23 protein-coding genes and 2 pseudogenes are annotated in these 23,537 nt (G+C 64.0%); 8 read left to right on the plus strand and 17 right to left on the minus strand.

The genetic code is table 11. The annotated features are described in order from the left end of the window. Window positions 1-4 precede the first annotated feature (4 nt). Together BLW81_RS19230 and BLW81_RS19235 are read left to right on the plus strand one after the other, a co-directional pair. Entirely contained in the window at window positions 5-799 is a 795-nt protein-coding gene (locus tag BLW81_RS19230; protein ID WP_083408548.1) for an SDR family oxidoreductase, read from the plus strand. 159 nt (window positions 800-958) lie between these two features. Then, window positions 959-1,757, plus strand: a pseudogene (locus BLW81_RS19235) (helix-turn-helix transcriptional regulator). 118 nt (window positions 1,758-1,875) lie between these two features. Here the strand turns inward: BLW81_RS19235 and BLW81_RS19240 are convergent. Next, window positions 1,876-2,205, minus strand: a complete 330-nt coding sequence (locus BLW81_RS19240) for a MerR family transcriptional regulator (RefSeq protein WP_083408549.1) — start codon at window positions 2,203-2,205, stop codon at window positions 1,876-1,878. A gap of 33 nt (window positions 2,206-2,238) precedes the next feature. On the opposite strand from BLW81_RS19240, the gene BLW81_RS19245 reads away from it, so the two are divergent. After that, entirely contained in the window at window positions 2,239-3,483 is a 1,245-nt protein-coding gene (locus tag BLW81_RS19245; RefSeq protein WP_083408550.1) for a flavin-containing monooxygenase, read from the plus strand. 210 nt (window positions 3,484-3,693) lie between these two features. Here BLW81_RS19245 and BLW81_RS19250 read toward each other — a convergent pair whose 3' ends face one another. From BLW81_RS19250 to BLW81_RS19265, 4 genes are all read right to left on the minus strand, one after another. Next, window positions 3,694-4,092, minus strand: a complete 399-nt coding sequence (locus BLW81_RS19250) for a type II toxin-antitoxin system VapC family toxin (protein ID WP_083408551.1) — start codon at window positions 4,090-4,092, stop codon at window positions 3,694-3,696. Window positions 4,093-4,112: 20 nt separating this feature from the next. After that, the gene (locus BLW81_RS19255; RefSeq protein WP_173839648.1) at window positions 4,113-4,349 is read right to left on the minus strand and encodes a type II toxin-antitoxin system Phd/YefM family antitoxin; all 237 of its coding nucleotides are present in this window, start codon (window positions 4,347-4,349) and stop codon (window positions 4,113-4,115) included. 164 nt (window positions 4,350-4,513) lie between these two features. Beyond that, on the minus strand, window positions 4,514-5,083 hold the full coding sequence (locus BLW81_RS19260) for a hypothetical protein (protein ID WP_157897753.1): 570 nt from the start codon (window positions 5,081-5,083) through the stop codon (window positions 4,514-4,516). Between the two features lie 419 nt (window positions 5,084-5,502). Beyond that, window positions 5,503-5,961 carry a winged helix-turn-helix transcriptional regulator gene (locus BLW81_RS19265; RefSeq protein ID WP_083410667.1) on the minus strand — a complete coding sequence of 153 codons (459 nt, stop codon included), beginning with the start codon at window positions 5,959-5,961 and terminating at the stop codon, window positions 5,503-5,505. Window positions 5,962-6,014: 53 nt separating this feature from the next. On the opposite strand from BLW81_RS19265, the gene BLW81_RS19270 reads away from it, so the two are divergent. Both BLW81_RS19270 and BLW81_RS19275 read left to right on the plus strand, forming a co-directional pair. Continuing rightward, window positions 6,015-8,759 carry an ATP-binding protein gene (locus BLW81_RS19270; RefSeq protein ID WP_083408553.1) on the plus strand — a complete coding sequence of 915 codons (2,745 nt, stop codon included), beginning with the start codon at window positions 6,015-6,017 and terminating at the stop codon, window positions 8,757-8,759. Between the two features lie 59 nt (window positions 8,760-8,818). Further along, on the plus strand, window positions 8,819-9,844 hold the full coding sequence (locus BLW81_RS19275; RefSeq protein WP_083408554.1) for an alcohol dehydrogenase catalytic domain-containing protein: 1,026 nt from the start codon (window positions 8,819-8,821) through the stop codon (window positions 9,842-9,844). A 1-nt stretch (window position 9,845) separates the two neighbouring features. Here the strand turns inward: BLW81_RS19275 and BLW81_RS19280 are convergent, their stop codons facing one another. From BLW81_RS19280 to BLW81_RS19310, 6 genes and pseudogenes are all read right to left on the minus strand, one after another. After that, window positions 9,846-10,502, minus strand: a complete 657-nt coding sequence (locus BLW81_RS19280; RefSeq protein WP_083408555.1) for an isochorismatase family protein — start codon at window positions 10,500-10,502, stop codon at window positions 9,846-9,848. Continuing rightward, window positions 10,499-11,896 carry an FAD-dependent oxidoreductase gene (locus tag BLW81_RS19285; protein WP_235632041.1) on the minus strand — a complete coding sequence of 466 codons (1,398 nt, stop codon included), beginning with the start codon at window positions 11,894-11,896 and terminating at the stop codon, window positions 10,499-10,501. The genes BLW81_RS19280 and BLW81_RS19285 overlap by 4 nt, the downstream gene beginning before the upstream one ends. Further along, window positions 11,893-12,732, minus strand: a complete 840-nt coding sequence (locus tag BLW81_RS19290) for an alpha/beta fold hydrolase (RefSeq protein WP_083408556.1) — start codon at window positions 12,730-12,732, stop codon at window positions 11,893-11,895. Before BLW81_RS19290 ends, BLW81_RS19285 begins: the two co-directional genes overlap by 4 nt. 173 nt (window positions 12,733-12,905) lie before the next feature. Next, window positions 12,906-13,625, minus strand: coding sequence for a hypothetical protein (locus BLW81_RS19295; protein ID WP_083408557.1), 720 nt, complete (start codon window positions 13,623-13,625; stop codon window positions 12,906-12,908). Window positions 13,626-14,484: 859 nt separating this feature from the next. Then, window positions 14,485-14,715 carry a hypothetical protein gene (locus BLW81_RS19305; RefSeq protein ID WP_083408558.1) on the minus strand — a complete coding sequence of 77 codons (231 nt, stop codon included), beginning with the start codon at window positions 14,713-14,715 and terminating at the stop codon, window positions 14,485-14,487. A 99-nt stretch (window positions 14,716-14,814) separates the two neighbouring features. Next, window positions 14,815-15,042, minus strand: a pseudogene (locus BLW81_RS19310) (leucine zipper domain-containing protein); the annotation flags it as partial. Window positions 15,043-15,312: 270 nt separating this feature from the next. Here BLW81_RS19310 and BLW81_RS19315 point away from each other — a divergent pair. Continuing rightward, on the plus strand, window positions 15,313-16,356 hold the full coding sequence (locus tag BLW81_RS19315; RefSeq protein ID WP_197680391.1) for an aldo/keto reductase: 1,044 nt from the start codon (window positions 15,313-15,315) through the stop codon (window positions 16,354-16,356). Between the two features lie 1,474 nt (window positions 16,357-17,830). Here BLW81_RS19315 and BLW81_RS19325 read toward each other — a convergent pair. The 5 genes from BLW81_RS19325 to BLW81_RS19345 all read right to left on the minus strand — a co-directional run bounded on the left by BLW81_RS19325 (window position 17,831) and on the right by BLW81_RS19345 (window position 20,611). Further along, window positions 17,831-18,250: a hypothetical protein gene (locus tag BLW81_RS19325; RefSeq protein WP_083408560.1), complete on the minus strand. Its 420-nt coding sequence runs from the start codon at window positions 18,248-18,250 to the stop codon at window positions 17,831-17,833. Window positions 18,251-18,665: 415 nt separating this feature from the next. Continuing rightward, a complete protein-coding gene (locus tag BLW81_RS19330; protein WP_083408561.1) occupies window positions 18,666-18,914 on the minus strand; it encodes a DUF3297 family protein in 249 nt (82 codons plus the stop codon). Between the two features lie 217 nt (window positions 18,915-19,131). Next, window positions 19,132-19,803: a DUF4304 domain-containing protein gene (locus BLW81_RS19335; protein ID WP_083408562.1), complete on the minus strand. Its 672-nt coding sequence runs from the start codon at window positions 19,801-19,803 to the stop codon at window positions 19,132-19,134. A 173-nt stretch (window positions 19,804-19,976) separates the two neighbouring features. Then, window positions 19,977-20,357 (minus strand): type II toxin-antitoxin system VapC family toxin, encoded by a 381-nt coding sequence (locus BLW81_RS19340; protein WP_083408563.1) that lies wholly within the window; start codon window positions 20,355-20,357, stop codon window positions 19,977-19,979. Then, window positions 20,354-20,611, minus strand: coding sequence for a ribbon-helix-helix domain-containing protein (locus BLW81_RS19345; RefSeq protein ID WP_083408564.1), 258 nt, complete (start codon window positions 20,609-20,611; stop codon window positions 20,354-20,356). Before BLW81_RS19345 ends, BLW81_RS19340 begins: the two co-directional genes overlap by 4 nt. A 160-nt stretch (window positions 20,612-20,771) precedes the next feature. Here BLW81_RS19345 and BLW81_RS19350 point away from each other — a divergent pair, with 160 nt between their 5' ends. Then, complete coding sequence (locus tag BLW81_RS19350; RefSeq protein WP_157897969.1) at window positions 20,772-22,442, plus strand: GMC family oxidoreductase; 1,671 nt, start codon at window positions 20,772-20,774, stop codon at window positions 22,440-22,442. A gap of 58 nt (window positions 22,443-22,500) precedes the next feature. Next, window positions 22,501-23,286, plus strand: coding sequence for an SDR family NAD(P)-dependent oxidoreductase (locus tag BLW81_RS19355; RefSeq protein ID WP_083408565.1), 786 nt, complete (start codon window positions 22,501-22,503; stop codon window positions 23,284-23,286). A 16-nt stretch (window positions 23,287-23,302) separates the two neighbouring features. Here the strand turns inward: BLW81_RS19355 and BLW81_RS29635 are convergent, their stop codons facing one another. Continuing rightward, window positions 23,303-23,443 carry a hypothetical protein gene (locus BLW81_RS29635; protein ID WP_157897754.1) on the minus strand — a complete coding sequence of 47 codons (141 nt, stop codon included), beginning with the start codon at window positions 23,441-23,443 and terminating at the stop codon, window positions 23,303-23,305. Window positions 23,444-23,537: the final 94 nt, after the last annotated feature.

Below are 23,537 nucleotides of genomic sequence, written 5' to 3' on the forward strand. Positions count from 1 at the left end.
CCAAGTGGTAGACGATCAATTCACAACGCATGCAGACCTGTTCGATCTGTCGGGAAAGCACGCGCTCGTCACCGGCGGCACGCGAGGCATCGGGATGATGATCACGCGTGGTCTACTCCAGGCGGGCGCACGAGTGGTCATCAGCTCACGCAACGCAGAAGCGTGTGCGCAGGCGCAGAAGCACTTGTCCCAATTCGGACAGGTGCGAGCCATCCCCGCCGACCTGTCCCGCCATGACGAGTGTCGGCGACTGTCCGAACTCGTCACCACCGGCTCGGAGCGTCTCGACATCCTCGTCAACAACGCGGGCGCCATGTGGGACGAGCCGCTGGCGACCTTCCCGGACGAGGCCTGGGATACCGTCATCGACCTCAACCTGAAGTCGCCGTTCTGGCTGGTCCAGGCGCTGCTGCCTGCGCTTCGCAGGGCCGGCACCGCCGACGACCCGGCGCGGATCATCAACGTCGGCAGCATTGCCGCCATCCACATTCCGCAGCGGCCCAATTACTCGTACTCCAGTAGCAAGGCCGGACTGCATCAACTCACCAGAGTGCTCGCCAGGGAACTAGGACCGCAGCACGTCACCGTGAACGCCGTGGCGCCAGGGCCGTTCCCGTCGACGATGATGGCTGCCACCCTCGATGAGTTCGGTGAAGAGATCGCGGCGTCGGCCCCACTGCGCCGGATCGGCCGCGACGACGACATGGCGGGTGTCGCCGTGTTCCTCGCCAGCCGGGCAGGCGCATACCTGACGGGCGCCGTGATCCCCGTCGACGGCGGCATCGCCACCACCGCGTAGGCCGTCTGCGGTGCAGCGCAGGGTTCGGGGTACCAGCGGTACCTCCCTTCGCCTGCTAGGCCGGGCTACCGTGAGGGGATGGCCGCGATGGATGTGCGCACCGAGATCCGGGAGTTCCTGAGGTCACGTCGCGCACGCATCACGCCCGAAGAGGCAGGCCTGCCCGCCTACGGTGGCAACCGCCGCGTCAAAGGTCTGCGTCGCGAGGAAGTAGCACTGCTCGCAGGAGTATCGGTCGACTATTACGTGCGTATGGAACGCGGCGCCCTGGCCGGTACCTCCGAGGGTGTGCTGGACGCGTTGGCCTCGGCGTTGAGGCTCGACGACGCGGAGCGCGATCATCTGTTCCACCTCGCACGCGAGTGCGGGCCGCCCAGCAGCCGGCGCCGGCGCAAGCCCACGGCGACGGTGCGCCCGGCGCTGCAACAGGTGCTCGACGCGATCACCAACGCCGCGGCGTTGATTCGCAACGACCGCCGCGATGTGCTCGCCATGAATCAACTGGGCCGAGCGCTGTATTCACCGGTGCTGGCGGGCCCGCGACGCCCCGCCAACACCGCGCGGTTCCTGTACCTGAATTCCGACGCAGCGAGGGCGTTCTTCGTCGACTACGACCAGATCACGTGCAATGCGGCCGCGTCGCTGCGGCTGGAGGCCGGCCGCAATCCGCACGACGAGGAGCTCATCGCTCTTGTCGGTGAATTATCAACGTGTAGCGAACTTTCCGGCAGCAGTGGGCGTCCCGGGATGTGCGGCTGCACGGGTACGGGACCATCCAGTAGTGGGCCGGCTCGACTTGGACTTCGAGTCCATGGATCTGCCCACCGACCGTGGCCTGCACTTGAATGTCTACACGACATCCTCGCAGGGATTGGCCGCTGACAACCTGGCTTTGTTGGCGTCGTGGGCGGCCAGTGAGGCCAACTTGGCGACTGAGCTTGCAGCGCCTGGCGCATAACTTCGGTACGCGAGTAGTTCGACGAAGCTCTGTAAGTTGGCCAACCCGTAGCTGATTGCGAGAAGCCTTCGACGGCGCGGGTTCCAGAGTCCGGTTCGTGCGAGCCAGTGATGACAGTTCACGGTCGCACGACCGCGGTGTCGGACAGGAAATGGCGGCGCGTCTCAACGATGATCTGGTCGAGCCGGTCACGCGTGGCGGCCAACCGGCTCACTTCAGCGTCAATGCGGGCGCGTTCGCAGATGAGGCGCTCCACCATTGCCGACGTTGCCGTACCCGAGTCGACGCAGGGCAACAACTGCACCACGCCGTCGCTACTCCGACCGGCGGCGAACAACTCTTTTATGAGCTTTACGCGCTCGACCGCATCCTGCTCATAGATTCGCTGCCCGCCGGGGGTCCGACGCGCCGATCCCACCTCTACTCGTACTCGTTTGCCCCAGTTCATGATTGGTCGAGAGTCTTCGCCGACTAGGTCGAGATTCTTGATTACATCAGAACGGTTGCCGACAGGTTCAAGGTGCGCCAACACCTACGACTCGGGCACGAACTGCTGCAGGCGGAGTGGGACGAGAAATCGGAGCGTTGGGAGATCCGCACCTCGGAGGGGTCGTTCAGCGCACAGGTGCTGATATCGGCTACCGGCGTTTTGTCCGACGGCTTCATCCCGAACATTGTCGGCCTGAACGAATTTGGGGGACAGTTCTGGCACTCGTCGCAGTGGCGTCACGACATCGCGCTCGATGACAAGCGGGTCGCCGTCGTCGGCACCGGTGCGTCAGCGATCCAGTTCGCTCCGCAGATCCAGCCCGTCGCCGCACGGATGACTGTCTTTCAGCGCACGCCCCCGTGGATAATCCCGCGCAACGATCGGGTTTACACCGCGAAGGAGAAGCGGCTGTTCGCCGATGCACCTGCCGCGCAGCGACTTGACCGACTGCGTCTGTACCTCCAGCGCGAGGGATTGGCCTTTCTGCAGGTGCATCCTGGCTTGATGGCGCCGCTTCGGCGTGTAGCGCTCCGCCATTTGAACAGCCAAGTCAGCGATCCCACGCTGCGGGTGAAGTTGACCCCGAACTACGCCATCGGTTGCAAACGCATCTTGGTCTCCAATGACTGGTATCCCGCCTTGACCAAGGACAACGTCGAGCTTGTCACTGACACCATCGACCGGATCACACCCGGCGGTATCCGTACCGCCGGCGGCACCGAGTACGAGGTCGATCACATCATCTTTGGGACCGGGTTTCAGACCACCACGCTGCCGGTCGCCGACCGCATCATCGGTTCGGGCGCCCGCACGCTAGCGCAACGCTGGGAACGCGGCATGCGCGCACATCGAAACACGACTGTCTCCGGCTTTCCGAACCTGTTCCTCATCAACGGTCCTAACACCTTCTCTGGTTATACCTCCGTCATTTACATGATCGAATCCCAGGTGAACTACGTTCTCGCGGCACTACGTGAAATGCGTTCTCGTGGCGCGCAGGTCATGGAGGTGACCGAATCCGCCGAAGCGCATTACGACGCGTGGTTGCAGCACCGCGCCTTAGGGACAGTGTGGACCGCCGGCGGCTGTGACAGCTGGTACCTCGATGCGCACGGTCGTAACAGATGGCTCTGGCCCGGGCAAAGTTTTAGTTATCGGCGGCTGACGCGCAGCTTCGACGTGAAGCACTATCGGTTGGCGTCGACGCTACGTGTCAGGAGCGGAAGCCATCCCTAGCTCAGTGTGTGGATGTTTCCGTAGCGTCCAGCCAATAACCCAGCGGGACAACCCAATTCGTCACTGTGACGTTTTATGGGTGATGGACGGGTGGTAGGTGCTGCGAGGCTGCGTAGCCCGGGCTGCCGCGTCCCTGATATCTACCGATAAGCCACATTATGTCAACTAAGGTCTGCACGCGTTGCTGCTCAACGCTTTCGAGCGACGCCCCTATCGGTGATGCGGGTGAGTAACTGACCGTAGCTCCAGCCGCGGGATTCCCGTGAAGTCGGCGGGGTTACACGTGTACAGCGGCACTCCATATGCGATTGCACTGGCCGCAATAAGCGCGTCGTAAGCGCGCGCAACAGGCTTGCGACCCGCCGCGCGCAGCGCCGCCGCGACGGCTCCAAACGCCCGGGCGCAATCTCCATCGAACGGTAGGACGTCGAAATCCGCCTCGGCCTGCTGCAGGTGCTGCTGCCGAGCGCCGCGCTCAGAATCGTCGTTGGCGACGTGTGGACCTACGGACAGCTCAGCCAGCGTGATCGCGCTGATCACCGATTCATCGGGAAGCTCGGCTGGGTCAGACAGCTGACCCAAAAGGATCACCGTCGAGGTATCCAGCATCCCCCGGCAATGGGTTTGCGTCACAGCGACGGGTCGATGAGATTGTCGATATCGCGCCGGAGGGCATCTGGGTCCACCGGCGGGAGATTCTTGCGGCGACGAATCAGTTCCGCAGGTCCTGCGCTCGAACGAGGCAACGGCCGTAGCTCAGCAACAGGTGTCCCGTCCCGAGTAATGACGATGCGCTCGCCATGCTCGACACGGCGTAGAACGTCTCCTCCACTATTGCGCAATTCGCGCACCGTGACTGCATCCACGTACGCAGTGTATCACCGGTGAGACGTCAAAGCGGCGTAGCAAGAGTGCACTAGTGCGCACGCGAAAATATGCGAGATCGAATATGCAGGGTCACCAGTAAACTACGCCGTTTTCATCCGATGAATTGCGGCGAAGGTGATACACCGTGCGTCGGCGGCGCTGGTCACCACTGCTTGAAACTCTGTGCCGAGACGAAGAAACCGTGCTCGGCACGGGTGCAGGTGACCCCGTCGGCCCGTGAAACACACACGGTGCCCGCGGCGGTGAGGCTGCGTCCGTAGTCGAGCACCTTCTGATTGGCAGACGCGTTGAAGAGCCCTTGGTTGAAGCACGACGGCGTGATGACCTCGCGCTCGTCGACGTAGTAACCCTTGGAGAGCTCGTCGCGTGGCTGGCCACCGTGATCGCAGTCCGCCCCCGGCGGTATCGCGGTCGCCTTGAACACCTGGCAGCCCGTGATGTCGGGGGTCAGGCCGCAGGCGATGTTCCGGCTCGGCGTGAAGAAGTACACGCCGGCATCTGACACTGTGTAGTCGGCGGGATCCGCCGCGCTCACTTCATCCTCGGCAGTCGGGGTAGCCGTCGGTGCGATGGGGGCACCCGGTTTTGCCGTCGCCGTCTCGCCGCTGGTGGGCTGGGGCGTGACAGTGGTTGGAGTAGCTCCACCGTGAGTCCCGCAGGCGGCGACCACGGTAGCAACGGCGATCAGGCCGATTAGTCGCGCGAACTTCACACTCGGGTCCTACACCAAACCGACCGGAAATCACACACCCCGACGAAAAACAGGCCGATCAACTACCAAAGGTGGAAACTCACGCTAGGCGTCGTCGCCTCAAGTCGCCGGCCCGCAGGGTTTGCGCGACCCCTCGCTTCGATCGGCGGCGCGATCGTGGCGCGGTCCGGCTGAGCCGGGCGCCACTCGCCCCGACAGCTGCCCCCCGCCACATCACGACCGATCCGCAGCCCGGGAGGAAGACGACGGAATCGAATAGTGCGGCTTACCAGAAAACCACTGCGTATTGCATCAGATAAATCAATGCCTCGCAGCTTGCCGGCCACCACTCCGATCATCGTTTTCGGCTGCGGTGCAGCACTTTCTGCCCACGGCCCCCGCTCTACGGGCGGCCGGCAGGCAGGTAGATCCGGGTGTCGTCACTGTGAGTCTGAATCGGCGATGCCGACCAGGCGGACATCGGAGCTGCGCGCGACGGCACCGTCGCGGCGCCGGAAACCTGCGATGACCGGCTCCCCATCAACGTCGATGAAATGATAGGGCGTGCCTTTGCTTCGGTCTGCGTGCTTGTAGCCCCACTGGCCGATTGCTCCGAGGACCACAACCAAGTCGCGACCGGATTGCGTCAACTCGTAACAGCTGCGGGCGCGGTCGCCCGGCTCCCGATACTCCACGGTCTCCAGTACACCGGCCGACACAAGTTCAGCCAGCCGGGCACTGAGGATATCCGAGGCAATTCCCAACTGCTTTTTGAACTCCGAGAATCGGGTTCTGCCGAGGAATGCTTCGCGAATGATCAGCATCGACCACCGCTGACCGATGACCGCCATAGCGCGCGCGATAGGACAGGGATCGTCGGACCACGGATCGGTACGCATCACCACACCTTATCTGAGTTGGCATTTCCAATCCAGGGTGGTACCGTCGGCACGTGATCGGCCGCGACAACGAGCTGGAGGTGATCACTGCCGCCGCGACCGCGTTGGCAGAGCGCGGATGTGCATTGGTTGTTGAAGGCGAGCCTGGGATCGGGAAGACCACTCTGCTGGCGGCTGCCGCAGGGTGGGCGAAGTGCCAGGGGTTCACCGTCTTGTCGTGTGCCGGGGTGCAGTCACAGGCCGCGGTGGGCTACGCGGGTCTGCACGAATTGGTGCACCCCATTCTCAATAGCGCCGACGCGTTGCCGGAGCACCAGCGGGCGGCTCTTCTGGCCGCGCTCGGCCTCGCCGAGGCTGGCGTGCCCAACCCGTTGCTGATCGGCGTCGCGACGCTCGGGCTGGTCGAGGAGGCCGCGGCCACCCGACCCATGCTGCTCGTGATCGACGATGCGCAGTGGCTCGACGATTCCACGCTGCACGTTGTGACCTTCATCGGGCGCCGCATCGCGAACACGCCGGTGATGATGCTGTGCGCCGCAAGGCCCCGCATCGACGGGGAATCATCACAACTCTCGTCGTTGCCGCACCTCCAGTTGGACGCACTGGATATCGCGACGTCGCGCCTCCTGATGGAGGAGGCGCTGGCCGGTGTCGACGGGCACGGGCTAAGCGCGCTTACCCAACGGCGCGTCTTGACCGAAGCTGCGGGAAATCCGTTGGCCATTGCCGAACTCACGAAGGCACTGTTGGCCGGCGGCGAGGAACAGAGGAACCCGCCGCTGACGCCTCTGCCGACGACGCGTCGCATCGAACGCGCTTTCCTGGAGCAACTACATGGCGTTCCTGAACCCAGTCGCCGGATGCTGGGATTGATCGCCGCCGGCGGAGATACTGCAATGGCTGAACTTGCCGACGCGGCGCGGCACGTCGGTCTGTCAGATGCCGATCTGGATCCACTCGAGCGGTGCGGGCTGATCACAGTCGTCGCCGGATCGCTCCAGGTGCGCCATCCCCTGATCCGGTCTGTGGCCTACCGGGCGACACCTCTGACGCAACGTTCGGCCTTCCACCACGCGCTGGCCGACGCCACCACCGATGCGATGAGAGCCGCCTGGCACCGCTCGGCGGCGGCCTACGGACCCGACGAGGGAGTCGCCGCCGACCTCGAAACCGCGGCCCAAGCCGCACAACTTCGTGGCGCCAATGCAGAAGCGGCACGCGCATGGCGGCGTGCGGCCGCGCTGTCGCCGTCGGCGAACGATCGCATCCGGTGCCTCGTCAGCGCAATCGAACCCGCGTACCGGGCAGGGCTGACCGCCGAAGCAATCGACATCCTCGACGAGGCCGAGCCGTTGGCCATTGATCTCGGGCACCAGTTCGATCTTGCGTTCGCGCGCTTCACCCTCGCCGTCACAACCGGCGTAACGGCGCCGCCGGTAGAGGATCTGGTGGCGCTGGCGGACCGGTTCGGAAGCCACGGTGAGTTGGACACGCATATCCGCCTGCTCGCCGCCGCGGCAGCGCAGTGTCGGATGCACGGACTCGACGAACGTGACCGTGATCTAATCGCCGAGCGCCTGCACCAAGTCGAGCACCTGGACCACCCGGCAGTCGAAGTGGCCTTGGCGACCCTTGAGGACACCAAGTATGCACGCCAGTTCCGTTGCCGCGCCGCAACATTGCAGGATGCCCTGAGTGATGACCTGACGGCGCTGATGTCGATGGGGCTGGCGGCCGAGTCGGCTTCTGATCTGGCGACCGCTCGGTCATGCTGGGACGGTTCCATCAAGGTGGCCCGAAGGACAGGTGCGCCCGCGATCGAGTGTGAGGCGCTGCGCGGCTCAGCGCGATCGCAGATCATCGCCGGGCAATTGACCGAGGCCGCCGTTAGCGCGCACAACGCATTCCGGATCGCCACCGATGCGGATCTCGGGCTCAGCATGGGCGCTGCAGCTGCCCTGCTGGCGCGGATCCAAGCATGGCAGGGCGATACCAAATCCGCTCAGCAGTCACTGGCGACAGCGCAACAGAACCTGCCCAGCGACACTCCCCTACTGTGGCTCGACGACCTGGCCTGGGCCAGTGGCCTGCTTGCTCTGACCACACACGACAGCGAGCGCGCCTTCACCGAACTTTCGCAGATGAACCGTGACCGCAGTTCCCGTCGCTGGGCTATCGCCGACCTCACCGAAGCCGCCGTCGCCAGCGGCCACACCCGAGTGATCTGCCAGCTGGTCGACGAAATCGACACCGAGGCGAGCGCACTGGGTTCCCCACACATCGTCATGCTGGTACACCGCAGCCGGGCACTGATCGCCGGTACGGAGAAGCACGCAGAGCACCACTTCCACGCCGCCCTGGACATCGAGGACGCCGAGGCCCAAGCGCCGTTGGAGTACGCCCGCACCCAGATGAGCTACGGCGAATGGCTCCGACGACAACGACGCATCATCGACGCACGCACCCAGTTAGCCGCAGCACTACGAGTTTTCGAACACCGCGGAGCAGCGCCCTGGGCTCAACGCACACGAGGTGAACTGCGCGCCGCCGGCGTGCAAATGCCAGGCGCGGCATCGGCAATCGACGTGCTCACGACCAAACTCTCGCCGCAGGAATTACAGATCGCACGGCTCGCCGCCGCCGGACTGACCAACCGCCAGATCGCCGACCAAATCTACATCTCACATCGGACGGTCGCGGCGCACCTGTACAAGATCTTCCCCAAGCTCGGCATCACTCGCCGCGCTCAACTACGAGACGCCATCGAACTCGACAACGCGACGCCCGCCGGCGAGTAGCCATACTTGTGGTCAACGTACTTATGCCGCGACGCCGCTCAAGCTGATGGCATGGATACATGAACTCTTATCGGGCGTATCAGGTCACTGGACAACGTGAATTCTCCCTCGTCGACCGCGAACTGCACGACCCCGCCCCCGGGCACGTGCGGATCCGGACGGCCGCGTGCGGGGTATGCCACAGCGATGTTCTGGCCGTGGAGGGACAGCGCCCAGACCCGACGACCCCGATGGTTCCCGGCCACGAGGCAGTCGGGACCATTGATGCCATCGGCGCCGGGGTGGAACCTCGGTGGCAGGTCGGTGACCGCGTCGGGGTGGGATTCCTGGGCGGCCACTGCGGTCGGTGCGACTTCTGCCGCCGCGGTGACTTCGTCAACTGCACCGACCAACCCCAACCCGGGACGACCGTCGACGGCGGGTATGCCGAGATCGTCTACGCCAGGGCTTCTGGGCTGGTGCGGGTTCCGGAGGACTTCGACGCGCTGACGGCCGCACCCCTGTTGTGTGCCGGGGTGACCGTCTTCAACGCCCTGCGCGTCGCCCAGGCGCCGGTGAACTCACTGGTGGCGGTACAGGGCATCGGAGGATTGGGCCATCTGGGCGTGCAGTACGCCAAGAAAATGGGTTACCGCGTCGCCGCACTAGCCCGCGGCACCGAAAAGGCTCGACTGGCCTCGACGTTGGGCGCCGACCACTACATCGACAGCGCCGCCGAAGACCCCGCCGCTGCGCTCACCGCACTCGGCGGTGCGACAGCGATCATCGCCACGGCCGCCAGCGGCGCATCGATGGCCGGACTGGTAGCCGGACTCCAACCACGGGGCAAGATGATCGTCGTCGGAGCCTCACCAGAACCGGTACCGGTCCACACACCCGATCTGATCTTCGGCGGGCGCAGCATCATCGGAAGCCTCACCGGATCCGCCACCGATAACGAAGACAACCTCGCATTCAGCCTCGCGCACCAGATCGCCCCGATGATCGAACCACTCCCCTTTCACGAAGCACCGCGCGCCTACGACCGAATGATGTCCGGCCGCGCACGCTTCCGCGTCGTCCTCGACTTCACCCTCGCTCAGTGATTCATGCCGCGCCGTTCATCGCCGAGACGATTTCTCCGGTCGGTAACACCGCGTGCGCGAGAAACCGATAGTTCACCAGCGCTGCCCGATACCCGTCGCCCCAGGCGGGGTGACGGGGGCCCGCCACCGCATCCACGGCCACCGCAACTTCGAATCCGTCCTCGAGAAGGTGACGCAGGTGAGACTCGACGCACATGTTCGCCAACATCCCGGCGAGGATGACGCGGTCGCATCCTCGCTTCCGTAGCTGTAGGACAACGTCGTTGGTCTGCGGCCCGAAGACCTTGTGTGGGCTCGCGACAACGGTGGTCTGGCGGTTGATAAAGGGCGCCAGCGCGGGTAGCCAGTCTGCGCCCGAACCCGCGAAGTCGGTCAGATCCAGGGCCCCAACGCGGGCGAACGTTCCGGTGGCGAACTCGTCGGACTCCAGCGGCCCGTTGAACAACCACTGCGAATCAGACGGATAGAAGTAGTGCGGCGAGATGACCAGCGGGTAGCTCTGGGCGACGGCGGTTTCCATGAGTTGGGCGAGGTGGGCCACTGTGTCGTTCTCGGTGACACTCGCCCCGACGGCCGCCCAGTTGCGCCCGGTGGGACTCAGGACGTCGATCTGCGGATCGATGACCACGATCGCGGTGTTCGTGGGGTCGAACTTCATTGCAGCAGTCCTAACAGTTGGTTGAAGCACTCCGACATGGACGGATGGGTGTAGATCTCGTCCCGCAATACCGATGCGGTGATGCCGTGGCGCATCGCCAGGGCGACGATGTTGATCACCTCCTGTGCATCGTGACACAGCAGGGCAGCGCCGAGAATCCTGTCGGTTTCCGCGTCCACCACCACCTTCATCATCCCGGTCGTGTCATCGACGATGCGGGCTCTTGCCACGGTAGCCAGGTTCACCACCGGGCTGGCCGCCACTTTGAGGTCGTAACCCGCAGTGCGCGCTTGGGATTCGGTAAGGCCGACACGTGCAAGTGGAGGGCTCAGGAACAGGCAGTTCGGAACCGCTCGGCGCTGGGCGGCAGACCTGGGTTCGGCAGCACCGCCGAGCTGATCGAGCACGATGCGGTAGTCGTCGAGAGAGATGTAGGTGAATTGCGGTCCGCCGTTGACATCCCCGACCGCATAGATGTGGGGTTGGCTGCTACGGCGATAGTCATCGACCACGACGGCACCGGTGTCGGTCATCTCCACCCCGGCTCGATCGAGTCGGAGATAGGCGGAGTTGGGCGTGCGTCCGAGCGCGATCAACACGACGTCGGCCTCGACGGTGGCGGCGCGTCCGCCGACGCGGTACCCCACGCGTGCCAACGGTGGCGTGCCCGGCCGCGGAACAGTCTGCACTTCAGTGACTTCGGCCCCGGTGAGGATCGTGGCTCCCCTACCGGACAGGACAGAAAGAGCAGCGTCGGCGACGTCTGGGTCCTCATGTGCCAGAACGGCCGGGCGTTGCTCCAGAACGGTCACGGAGGTGCCGTATCCGGCGTACATCGACGCGAACTCCAAGCCGATGTAGCCGCCGCCGAGAATTACAAGCCGGTCCGGGCGCGAGGCACGCCGCAGCAACTCCGCGCTGGTGACCACGACCGGACTATGCCGCACACCGGGTAGGTCGGGAATCACCGGTGTTGAGCCGGTACCGATGACGATGTCGCGCGCCACCACCGTGGCAAGGCCGTCCTCGGTCTCTACCGCGACCGAGTTCGCATCGATGAAGCTCGCCCGACCGGTGAGCACCCGCACTGATGGGACTGACTGCAGTGCAGCGAGATTCGCCGCCCGCAACCCGGCGGTCAGTCGCTCTGTGGCAGCGACCGCATCCGCATAAACCAAGGTTCCGGACGAGCCGCGCGGCGAGTGCTCACTGCGGTACACCAGCGACTTCGTCGGCACACAGCCGGTGTTGATGCAGGTGCCGCCGTACATCTGCGCCGACTCCTCCACCAGCACGACACGCTGACCTTGTCGGCCCACCTCAGTCGCCAACGTCTTGCCGGCTTTGCCGAATCCGATGACGAGCAGATCGGCCTCGATCACCTGCGGGGTCACGCGAGGAACTCGACGATCTCGCGGGCGAAGTCCGTGACGTGCTGGAAGAGGAACCCGTGCCCGGCATCGCTGTACAGAATGGCCTTGGCATTGGGCAACCGGCCCACCATCGCGAAGGTGGCGTAGGCATTGATCATCCGGTCGTGCGCACCGTTGGCAACCAAGGTCGGAATGGTGATCTCCCTCAGGCGATCCCAGATACTCGAACCGGTAGAGGCAATGACGGCCAACTGCGCCTGCATCGTCTCGATCGACACCGGAACATGCTCCGGCGACAGGAGGCGGTCGTCCAACCTCCGCAACGACTCCAGTCCCCGCTTGCGACCAGGGTCCTCATCGGGAAAGAACAGATAGAGAAAGTCATCGTCGTCGTTGACGGGCTTGGTGGCAACCTGCCAAATCTTCGGATCGGGTTGCGGCATGCCGGGCACACCACCACCGGGAGAGCTGCCCGCCACGATCAACCGGCGCACCAGATCAGGACGTTGCAACGTGGCCGCCTGCACCACGATCCCACCCAACGACCAACCGAGCAGATCGACCTCGGACAGCCCCAAGGTGTCGACGAATTCGGTGAGTCCGTCGGCCAGGGCTGCCATGCTGGTCGGTGCGACGCCACTGGTCCTACCGTGCCCGATGTTGTCGAAAAGGATCACATCGCGTTCGGCTCCCAGTGCGTCCAGGAACGCCGGATCCCAGTGATCCATGGTGCCGCGAAAGCGCAACGCCAGCACCAACGGGACACCGGTACCCGCACCGAAGCGACGGTACGCGAACCGCGCGCTCGGCCCGTCCAGATAGCGGGTCTCGGCCATCAAAGACAACGAATTCTCCATATGCTGTGCACCCTTCATCGATCATCGATCGCTCGCGAGATCGCCTCGGATCCGCGCCATCTCCGGATTCTCTTGCCTGCAGACCTCGAGAGCCATAGGCACATTGACTGTCTTCCATCTGGCGAAGCCGTCATCGGATCTGGGTGCCCTTAAGCAGGATGCGTCGCCTACGGTTACTCGAACGCGAAGTCGGATAGGTCCACCGAGACGATCAGTGGTTCAGCGGCCACGGTGTTGTCGTCGTTGCGCGGGAAGATGCGCAATCTGGAGGGCAGCACGATTCCCTGCACGGTGACAGGTTCGAGCAGGTAACGAGCTGCGGGATTGCTGCCTTGGATATCCACGTCGTAATCGTGGCGACGCAGCAGCCCCGTTCCGTCGACGTAGAAGGTCTGGACTGTGCTGTGGGTGGCGATGTCCTGGGGGAAGGTCACGCGCAGCCGTCGCCAAGTCTCTCCGTTCTCCGTCCACGGCTCAATCTCCTCGGTCGAGACTCCCGGTCGGGCCAGGATGAACGGAGATGTCAGGTAGGTCCACATCGTGTATCCGGCGAAGTAGGCGACCTGCGCGTTACTCCACGGGGTCTCCATGACGTATCCGGCGAACGAATCACGGGGTTCGTCGAGTTGCTCGACCACCTCGCCGGCGGGTGTTTCAATGGTGACTCGCTTCGGGGTGAACTGGGACCGGTAATCGGTGGGGGCGAAAGGCCAGTGCGACACCCATTCTCGGTTGAGGTCGACGCGAACGTTGGCCTCTTGCAATACGGTCGGCTGGCCCTTGAGTCCCCACAGCACACCGCCCTGGTGCAGTCGGGCGTTCAGGAACGCGAACTGGCGGAACCGGTCGAGGCCGCCATGCGCATCAAACATCACATCAACCAAGTCAGACATCTTGTCTCCTCGAAAGGCTGCACCCCCCGTGGGATTTACGAGGGAAGGAACTGATTCAGTTCAGCTCCATACGATGATTCTGGGCCATCGTCAGCCGACCAGGCATCCGTCAGATGACTACGTTTCGGTGCCCTCGGACGGTGGCCAGCGCAGCGAGGAGCGGTTGTGCCGGTTAATACGGCGCGTGGAATACGTCTTCTGGACGTGAGCCCGCGCGGTGCTGTCGCCACCGCACAGCTCGCCCTCAATCAGCCGTCAGTCGAGCCGGATGAGAGAACCACGAGTCGTTCGGCGACTGTTATGCCAGTTTCTACAAATCGGGAATATGCGGAAATCGAATAGGCAGTGTTACCAGTAGGGCTCTGCCTGTTGCATCAGATGAATCAACGCCTGGCGGCCTGGCGACCACCACTCCTCCCGTCGTTCTTAGCTGCGTTGCGACATCTCTGCCCACCGTCCCCGATCCGCGGACTCGTATCGGCAGCCATGCTCGCTACGCCCAGGTGTTTTCAACTCTGATCGATCGGACCACGCGCAACATTGGTGGCGACCGCACGGCCCTCATAGATCCAGGACTACCCGAAGGGCCGCGTCCACCCGGCGCATCTCGTCGGAGTTCAGGAACCGACGCTCTTGCCGAGCCGTCGTGGGTCGACCGCTGCGGTCTGCTCGGCCTGTACCCGGGTGTTAACGCCGCCGATTTCAACCTCAGGCCGGAAGCTCGCGGCACGAGCCTATGTGGACGTGGGCGCAACCAGCCATGTAGACAATGGCAGCTGATCCGACTGGACGAGTACGGCGTATCGGTATCGGACTGCTCGTGACCCCGGCTCCCCCGCGCGGCATTCAACCGAAAGACTCACCACGCACGCAGCGTCTCCATGTCGCGCAGCACCTGCACGGCCTCGGCGCGGTCGGATTCATCTTCGGCTAGCCGTTCGGCCTCGGCCCGAGTTCCCGCACCAGCCTTCCGTCGTGCGGCGTCGATAGGTGCAGATCGAACCGCAGTGGACACCGCCGTGCCGTCTTTGGTCAATACCTCTGGCGCCCTCGCGTCTTCGTCCAGTCGGAAGGTAATCGTGTCAGCCATGGCGCCGCGTACGACCTCTTGTAAGACAGTCGCGGGAGCCCAGCGAGCCAACTATCGCCGGTACCGGCAACCCCGACAGTTACTACCCCTCCAACCGTCTCTAAGGCGCCGCATTGGCGTGCGGTTCGGGCTTCGGTGCGGCCGTGAGCTGCGGTCGGCCATTCCCGCCTCGCCTAGCTCGAGGTAGCGATCCACTCACTGACAGACGGTGGTCACCGAAACCTGGAAGCGCTCGGCCGCGCGTCGACGCGACCAACCGTCATCGACAACACAACGAGCCAGACGTAGACGACCGGTTTCGGACAGAGGGGCATTACGGTGAACCACGAAGACCTCCGAGATCGGTGAGCGTTCCTAGACAGCTCGCACTCCACTCGGAGGTCTTCGTTTTGTCACCTCACCACGCCGTCACCAACTACATCTAGAACGGCACGTGCATCGCTCAATTAACGACTGGCCTGTCGCACTGTCGTGTGGCGGATACGCGTGCAGGTACGCCAGCGGGAAGCTCATACGAGCACAACGAGTCCCGAGAGGCAATACATGACCAACCCGGTCCCCCGCTCGCAGCGAGCCGAGACTGCGGCCGCGCCGATGATGGCGGTTGAAATTGCCGGCTCCGCAGCGGTACGGCTCGGTCATTCGGACCTGGTCGTGCGACCGGTGGGTTTGGGATGTATGGGCATGTCACAGTTCTACGGAGAGGCGGACGACAGTGAGTCAGTAGAGACAATCAAAGCAGCGATCGACCTCGGCGTGAACTTCCTGGACACCTCGGATGTGTACGGTGCCGCCGGTATCGCCACAGTCCAGGACGTCCGCGGTTTCGGACACAATGAACGGTTGATCGCAGAGGCGACCAACGGCCGTCGGCGAGAAGTCGTGTTGGCTACCAAATTCGGCGCAAAGGTGAGTGCGGACGGCAACAGGATCACTTACGATGGCCGACCCGAGTACGTCCACGCGGCTTGTGAAGCAAGTCTGCGACGGCTCCGCACCGATGTCATCGACCTTTACTACTGCCACCGCATCGATCCGCATGTACCGATCGAGGACACCGTAGGGGCGATGGCCGAACTGGTCACCGCCGGCAAGGTGCGTGCCCTCGGACTCAGCGAGGTCGGGGAAAACTTGATCCGTCGGGCACATGCTGTGCATCCCATCACTGCTCTGCAGAGCGAGTACTCACTTTGGGAACGACGCGTCGAAACAGGAATCACCGCGACGTGCCGCGAACTCGGAATCACCTTGGTGCCATTCAGCCCGTTGGGCCGATCCGCCCTGACGGGCACCATCAAGCCCGACGACACGTTCGCCCCGAACGACTTTCGCGCGACGAACCCAAGATTCTCCGCAGCCAACTTGGCCATCAATCTTGAGCCAGTGATGGTGCTGAAAGAACTAGCAGCCGCCAAGGGATGCCGGCCAGGACAGTTGGCACTGGCCTGGCTTCTTTCACAACCGCTTGACGTGATCCCGATCCCAGGGACGAAACGCGTCGAGTACGTCCGGGAGAATCTCGCCGCCACAGCAGTAGCGATCAGCGCCGATGAGTCCGCCTACTTGAGCAAGGTCTTCACGCCGGGACGAATCGTCGGAGAGCGATACACGGCCGAGCACGCCCGCTCCGTGGCGGACTGACAATCCCGGAACTAGCCGGTCGCACCGTGCACTTGCTGATGCAAAGACCATCTCGTCGTGTGACGATCGCTCAAGCCTAAACCCGCCGCAGCGCCGCCGCGGCGGCTCAGCATCAAATCCACACAAGCCCGACGCCGTGACCAATTGCGCGCTTAATGGCACCGACCGTCCGTGCCCATGCAGCACAACGAAAAATTATCGAAAGGCTGTCGGAAACCCAGTGCCGCCGAGGAAGTTGTTCTGCCCGAATTGAGATGTTACCGATATGGCTCCCGGCGTCCGCTCCTGATTATGGGCGGGTGTGACACCGTAATCGAGGGACGGCCCTCAAAGCCCTAGCACGGAAGGGGAATGCCAGTGAACATGTCCCTGCCGCAGAAGCCGGGCCTGGGCGGCCCAGGTGGCGTGCCCTCGAGATACAGGTCCATGGGCGCGTTGGGGTCGTACTTGTAGGCCCAGTAGTACTCGTGGCAGACGCTCATGTCCCAGTCCGGTAATAAGGCGAAGTAATGGTCGCCGGGGCACCAGTTATCGGCCTGCGCGGTACCTGCGCCCAGCACAACTCCGGCCAGACCCAGGCCGCCTGACATCACTACTGTGGTTACGAATCTCGAGATTCGGTTCATCGTTGCGTTCCTCTCGGGGTGGCGCGGCCTCATTGGCGTTGCCGGTGCGGTAAGCACAGGCCACGGGTGTGGCTACCGATCCCAACAACTTCAGCGGACTCGTAAGCGCTCAAATGCATTGTCGGCCAACGACCGGCTCCCACACATCAGGCGTTTACCTCATATTCGGCCCCAGCAATGTGCCTTGGCACGGTCATCGGGTCGGGGTCTTCCGCGCCGGTGACCGAGGACTGCGGCGCAATGAGTCACGTGGTCGCCGAAAATCATCGCCGGACTAGCCGAGCCTCGGCCCCGGCACCCCCGGTGGGCACGGTCCTGGTAGGAACCCGCCCCAGCACCACCCCGGCGGAAGTGGCGGCGGAGCCGGCTGCGGCGGACCGGGAGGCCGGCCTTCGATCATGACCGGATTAGTCAGCGGAGCGTTGGGGTCGAACCAGAAGGTATGGCAGGGACCGTTCGTGTCCCAGTGCGGGAGACCCTCCATTCCCGACGCCGGGCACCATATCTGGGCGCAGTTACCAAATGCGTCACACCCGAACGGGGGGCCCTCCGGCGGCGCACACCGCGGCGTGTTGACGTCGGCCGGCGAGCACTTGCCTTGGGCCAACGCGGTAGTTGGAGCCAGGGCCATAACCGCGAGGTTCAAGGCTCCTGAGATGACAGCCGCGGCCGCAAATCCCGCGACGACGGGTCGGTGCATGGCGGTTTCCTTTCGTCCCGTGCCACCCCGCTGGCATTGATGAGCGGTGAGTCCGCTACCAGGAAGATTGCCAGCTGACCGGTGGGTACACATGAGGCTTTCACCTCATGTTTGCCCCCCGACCGACGTCATCCGCGAGGCGAGTCACTCACGCGGGAGTGAACGTGAACCGTGTCTCGCCCACCGGGCCGCTGGTGCCGCAGGGGTTGGGGCCGTTGAGTGTGTAGATGCCGTTCGTACCGTCGAGGTTGAAGGTGGAGCGGGTGAGCACGTCGACCGGGCGCCCGTCGGGGCAGAACGCGCCGCGGGGAACGAACTGGTCGAGCACGTATTGGTTGCCCTGGATGTGCGCCTGGCCTTGGTCGGTGTTCGACGTGAGGTTGAAGATGGAGATGCAGCCGGGGCCGCAGCTGGTTACCCGCACCAGGTTTTCGGTGACGATTCCGTTGGCCATGGTGCTGCGGTAGTGGTAGTTGCCCGGAGCCAGATCCGCGTGGGCGGGTGCTGCGAGGCCGAGGCTGACGGCGGCGCAGCCGGTCGCGATCGCGCCGATGATGATGCTCTTCATGATGTTCAGTGAATACCGTGCAATCGCCTACCGATCCCAATTCCGCAGAATCAACCCGCGTTGAGATGCGCGCCTATACCCCCGCGGCCCGGCCAGGACCTTGCCCCTACCCAGAGAACGTCCGTGGTCTCTACGGACGCATTGCGGCGAACTCGATTGACCTGGAGGGCTATTCGCGGCCACCGGTTAACGTGGCGGTGTTCGCGGATCAGTCCGCGATGCGTTTCGCCCTCACCGACCCCGCCACCGGACGCCCGCCGAAGACCTGCTGGTCCCTGACGGCGTGCTGGCCAACATCAACCTGAGCGCGACCATCGACTGGCCTGACCTGGCAGTCGCTTTTGGAAGATCGACTGGCATGCCAGACTTCGAGCTGAGATGCGCGCGCCGTGTTCAGGACTGTCCGCTTCTATGCTCAACGGAAATACGGTTCAACCGTGCCAGTCAGCTTGACGACCATGGGATTCCCGCGACGATCCTTCGCAGTAGGGACTTCAACACGCACCCAACCCTCGGCCACGTTGTATTCGTGAACATTGGTTTTCTCCACGCCGTTGAAGCGAACACCCACGTCGCGGCGCAGCACCTCTTCGTTATAGAACTCGCTGCGCGGGTCGATGGAGAGGTGATTCGGTGGAATGTCTGTGTTCTGATCTTCGGACATGATGGCCTTCGTTGCATGCTGCGGTAGGTGTTCTCAAAGAATCTACGCGACGCCGCGGTAGTGGGGCGCGGCTGGCCTGAAGGAACTCGTGACCGGAACCGGTTGAGTTTATTGGCGCGACTGCGCCGCGTGAACGTCTTGACCCCGACTCCGAACTCGAGCAATGACTCCGCGGGACATATTGCCGGAGAGAATCATCACGCCGGCTTGGTCGCCATTACGACCATCCGGCAGAACTCGTGTTGAGAAGCCCTTTCTCTTGCAGCAGTCGCGCCCAACGCCCCGCGGCCATGCTGATTTCACGGCTGAATATCGACCAGCGGTCTTGATGTCCGAAGCAATCGTGCAGCGTTGTCACGTACTCGGTCAACGTGTCGATCGCACCAATCACCGCGAGGTACCGGCAGGTCCTCTCGTATTCGATGAGCAAGTTGTTGTCGACGGCGTATCGCACCAACTGCTCTGTGGTGCTTATCTTCTCCATCTCAGCCAGCACCAGGTCAAAGCCATCGCAGAGCGCGGTGGCGAACTGCTGCATGTCGGTTCGATGATCGAACCGCACCTCGTACGGCAGATCGGGTACCAATTCTTCCCAGCGGCGTTGCAGTAGTGAGCCTTTGAGAGGATGCTTCGCTCGCTCGTCTCCAACACACGCATCATCGACCTCAGCTGATCCGATGCCGACATTGACGAAGAATCCATGCCACGACATCGTGCCGTTGTGCCAGTTGGGCTGCAGGTGAATCACGTCGTAGAGCGACCCGCGTTTCCGCTCGAACCTCGAGTCGGATATCGCGAAGCCGCGTGCGTGCAGGAACGGGCCGACATCGGCGGAAACCATCGCCTCGTAAGCCCGTTGTAATGAATCACCGACTGTCCCCTTGCCCATGACCGAAGACTAAGTCACCGACCACGCCCCTTCGTGCGCCAATTTTGACGAGCGCGGGTCTCGCTCGATGGCCCACCGCCGAAGATGTCCGAACCCTCGGCCGATGATCAGCCGACGTCGGCGACCGGAACGGCGTTATCGCCTTTAGTTGCTGCTCAACATTTCTCACTCGCTCAAAGAGCGAAAGGCGGCCGCAGGTTCTTGAACATCGGGAAATGCTTCACGTTCATCGTCGCCGGCTGATAACCCTTCACATCCGCGGTTGCAGCAATCAGATAGTCGCCAAGGCCAATGCTGGAATGACTCGCCCTGTATTGCCGCCTGAAGTCCCCGGCCCGGCGTGCGATGATCTCGGTGGCTGGTTCGGTGCGGAACGCGGCTAGCAGTTGCCACACTTCCCGGCGTTCCGCACTGCGCATCCCGCCGATCACCTCGGCGATCGACACCACGCTGATCGTTAGAGGCCCCTCCCGTCGAGCTTCGACAAGCCAATCTCGCGCCGCATCCAGACCGCGTAGGTGAGCGATGAGGATGTCCGAGTCGACCAGGATCACGAGATGCGGCGCCACATTTGGTCGAGGTGCTCCTCACGGCTGCCGGGACGGCGATCGGGCGACTCAACGTCACGCAGTGCACCGAACGATCGGTAAATGGCAGTCAGGTCCCCTTCGAGACTGTCGTCGGCGTTGTTGAGCGCCTTGTCGAGCAGTTGGCGGATGAGCTCGGCACGCGAAACACCTTGTTGTGCAGCCAACTTATCGAGGCTGGCCGTCTGCTCCTCGTCGAGGTAGATGTTCGTGCGCTTCATACACCGGATCATACACCACTGCCTGCGGTGGTAGTCAGGATCGCGGATCCCCCACTATCGTGCTGGTCCACGGCGCCTGGTTGAAGTTGTGGTCATGGGAGAAGCTGATCCCGGCGCCGCGCCGACGTGGCTGGGGAGGAACGTGTTGGAAACGAGCCCTGTGGCCGAGTTCGACTTCATCATCGTGGGAGCGGGCAGCGCGGGCTGCCTGCTCGCCAATCGGCTCAGCGCCAACCCCGCTCACCGGGTACTCCTAGTCGAGGCCGGCGGCAGGGACAACTGGTTCTGGATCCGGGTGCCGGTCGGCTATCTGTACACCATCGCCAACCCCCGCACCGACTGGTGCTTCATGACCGAACCGGATCCAGGGCTGGCCGGGCGCAGCATCATCTACGCGCGGGGCCGGGTGATCGGCGGCTGCTCCTCGATCAACGCCATGATCCACATGCGCGGACAAGCCAGCGACTACGAGCTGTGGGCGTACGCCACCGGCGACCGACGCTGGCTCTGGGACGGCCCTGACGGCCAAACCCTGGCGACCTACAAAGAGTTGGAGGACTACTTCGGCGGCGCCGATGACTGGCACGGCGCCGGCGGTGAGATCCGGGTCGAGCGACCGCGGGTGCGCTGGAAAATCCTTGACGCGTGGCAGGACGCCGCGGCCGAGCTGGGCATCGAGCCGAAGGAAGAGTTCAACCGCGGCGACAACTCCGGCAGCGCCTATTTCCACGTCAACCAAAAGCGCGGCCGGCGCTGGTCGATGGCCGACGCGTTCCTGCACCCGATCAGCCGCCGCCCCAACCTGACCGTCTACACCCAGACCCAGGCGCTGAAGCTGCTGCTCGACGACCAGGTCCACGACGAGCAACGCCGCGGCGCCTGGACCACCGCGCAGCACCGTGCCACCGGTGTGCGGTTGCTCAAAGACGGCCAGATCGTCGACGTTCGGGCCCGCAAGGAGGTGATCCTGAGCGCCGGAGCCGTCGGCTCGCCGCATCTGATGCAGGTCTCGGGTCTGGGCCCGGCTGAGCTGCTCACCGAGCATCACGTGCCGGTGGCCGTCGACCTGCCGGGCGTGGGCGAAAACCTGCAGGACCATCTGCAGATTCGCAGCGTCTACCGCATTCGGGGTGCGCGCACCGTCAACACCCTCTACCGGAACTTAATCACCCGGGCGGGCATGGGAATTCAGTATGCGCTGCTGCGCTCCGGGCCGATGACCATGCCGCCGTCCACCCTCGGGGCATTCGCGAAAAGCGACCCCGACCTGGCCAGCCCCAATCTGGAGTGGCATGTGCAACCGCTGTCACTGCCCAAGTTCGGCGAACCTCTGCATCCCTACGGGGCCATCACACCCTCGGTCTGCAACCTGCGACCCACCTCGCGCGGCCACGTGCGGATCGTCGACGCGGACCCGCTGACCCACCCGAAGATCTTCTGCAACTACCTGTCCACCGACGCCGACCGCGACATTGCCGTGCGCGGACTGCGGATGACCCGGCAGATCATGGCGGCGCCGGCGCTGGCCCGCTACCAACCCGAGGAAATGCTTCCCGGGCCGCAACTGGTGAGCGACGACGATCTGCAGCAGGCCGCCCGTGAACTGGGCACCACCATCTTCCACCCGGTGGGCACCTGCACGATGGGTGCCTTCGACGCGCGCGGTCTGCCCCGGTCAGCCGCCACGGTGCTCGACACCGACTGCCGCGTGTTTCGCGTCGCCGGCCTTCGTGTCGTGGATGCCTCGGCGATGCCCACCATCACTTCTGGCAACACCAACGCGCCGGTCATGCTCATCGCCGAACGCGCAGCCCGGGCGATTCAGGATTGAGTTGCGCTTCTCCCGAGGCCCCCGCAGTGGCCCCCGGCGCCGTGCGTACAGTCGGCGCGTGACCGATCCAGCACCCGCCGCCAATCCCTTCGATCTGACCGGCCACGTCGCGGTCGTCACCGGCGGCGGCTCGGGCATCGGCTTGGGCATGGCCGAGGGACTGGCCCGCGCGGGTGCCTCCGTCGCCGTCCTCGGCCGTACAGCTTCTCGACTGGACGCCGCCGCCGAGCAGCTCCGAAGCCACGGCCGGCCGGTGCTGCCGCTGGTCTGCGACGTCACCGACGAAGACGCCACCACCGCTGCGATGGAACGCGTTCGCAGCGAGTTCGGATACCTGGATTCCTGTTTCGCCAACGCCGGGGTGCGCGGTGCCTTCACGCCGGTGCTGGAGACATCGCTGGAGGCGTTCCGCGAGGTCACGCGCGTCGACCTCGACGGCGTATTCCTCACACTGCGCGAAGCCGCCCGCCAGATGGTCGAGGCGGGCCGCGGCGGCAGTCTCGTCGCCGTGTCCAGCCTGGGCGCGTTCCAGGGGATGCCGCGACAACCCGCATACGCGGCCTCCAAGGCCGGCGTCTCCTCACTGATCGACAGTATGGCGGTCGAGCTGGCGCGCCACGGGATCCGCGCCAACACGGTCGCCCCCGGCTGGATCGACACCGACATGATCTCGGAAGGGCTGCACGACGAACGGTTCCACGCCCGGGTGATGCCGCGGGTTCCGTTGCGCCGCTGGGGATCTCCTGACGACATCGGCGGTGTCGCGGTGTATCTCGCCAGTTCGGCGAGCCGCTACCACACGGGTGACACGCTGCGGATCGACGGCGGATACCTCAAGTTCTGATCCGCAGCTTGAGTCGCTAATCGTCGTCGTCGCGGTGCGCGGCCTCGATCACCTCGGGCGGTACCGGCTTCTGCAGCCAGGCCCGCATCCGGAACAGGCCACCGGCGATCGTGCCGACGGCGAGCACCGCGATGACGATCCAGAAGACGGTCGACATGCCGCCATTGTCGCGCTCACCTCGAACGCCCGCGGCAATACGCGCGGTAGAAAAGCGCATGAAACCAGTATCCGGAATAATTCATCCGTATATT

It is taken from the genome of Mycolicibacterium rutilum, assembly GCF_900108565.1.
GTDB lineage: Bacteria > Actinomycetota > Actinomycetes > Mycobacteriales > Mycobacteriaceae > Mycobacterium > Mycobacterium rutilum.

What these genes read in the sequence shown, in the direction of transcription:
- BLW81_RS19335 (WP_083408562.1), bottom strand. Translation starts at nt 19,803, where the DNA reads ATGGGCAAGGGGACAGTCGGTGATTCATTACAACGGGCTTACGAGGCG.
- BLW81_RS19250 (WP_083408551.1), bottom strand. Translation starts at nt 4,092, where the DNA reads ATGCTGGATACCTCGACGGTGATCCTTTTGGGTCAGCTGTCTGACCCA.
- BLW81_RS19295 (WP_083408557.1), bottom strand. Translation starts at nt 13,625, where the DNA reads ATGTCTGACTTGGTTGATGTGATGTTTGATGCGCATGGCGGCCTCGAC.
- BLW81_RS19305 (WP_083408558.1), bottom strand. Translation starts at nt 14,715, where the DNA reads ATGGCTGACACGATTACCTTCCGACTGGACGAAGACGCGAGGGCGCCA.
- BLW81_RS19315 (WP_197680391.1), top strand. Translation starts at nt 15,313, where the DNA reads ATGGCGGTTGAAATTGCCGGCTCCGCAGCGGTACGGCTCGGTCATTCG.
- BLW81_RS19325 (WP_083408560.1), bottom strand. Translation starts at nt 18,250, where the DNA reads ATGAAGAGCATCATCATCGGCGCGATCGCGACCGGCTGCGCCGCCGTC.
- BLW81_RS19345 (WP_083408564.1), bottom strand. Translation starts at nt 20,611, where the DNA reads ATGAAGCGCACGAACATCTACCTCGACGAGGAGCAGACGGCCAGCCTC.
- BLW81_RS19280 (WP_083408555.1), bottom strand. Translation starts at nt 10,502, where the DNA reads ATGAAGTTCGACCCCACGAACACCGCGATCGTGGTCATCGATCCGCAG.
- BLW81_RS29635 (WP_157897754.1), bottom strand. Translation starts at nt 23,443, where the DNA reads ATGTCGACCGTCTTCTGGATCGTCATCGCGGTGCTCGCCGTCGGCACG.
- BLW81_RS19290 (WP_083408556.1), bottom strand. Translation starts at nt 12,732, where the DNA reads ATGGAGAATTCGTTGTCTTTGATGGCCGAGACCCGCTATCTGGACGGG.
- BLW81_RS19330 (WP_083408561.1), bottom strand. Translation starts at nt 18,914, where the DNA reads ATGTCCGAAGATCAGAACACAGACATTCCACCGAATCACCTCTCCATC.
- BLW81_RS19275 (WP_083408554.1), top strand. Translation starts at nt 8,819, where the DNA reads ATGAACTCTTATCGGGCGTATCAGGTCACTGGACAACGTGAATTCTCC.
- BLW81_RS19240 (WP_083408549.1), bottom strand. Translation starts at nt 2,205, where the DNA reads ATGAACTGGGGCAAACGAGTACGAGTAGAGGTGGGATCGGCGCGTCGG.
- BLW81_RS19265 (WP_083410667.1), bottom strand. Translation starts at nt 5,961, where the DNA reads ATGCGTACCGATCCGTGGTCCGACGATCCCTGTCCTATCGCGCGCGCT.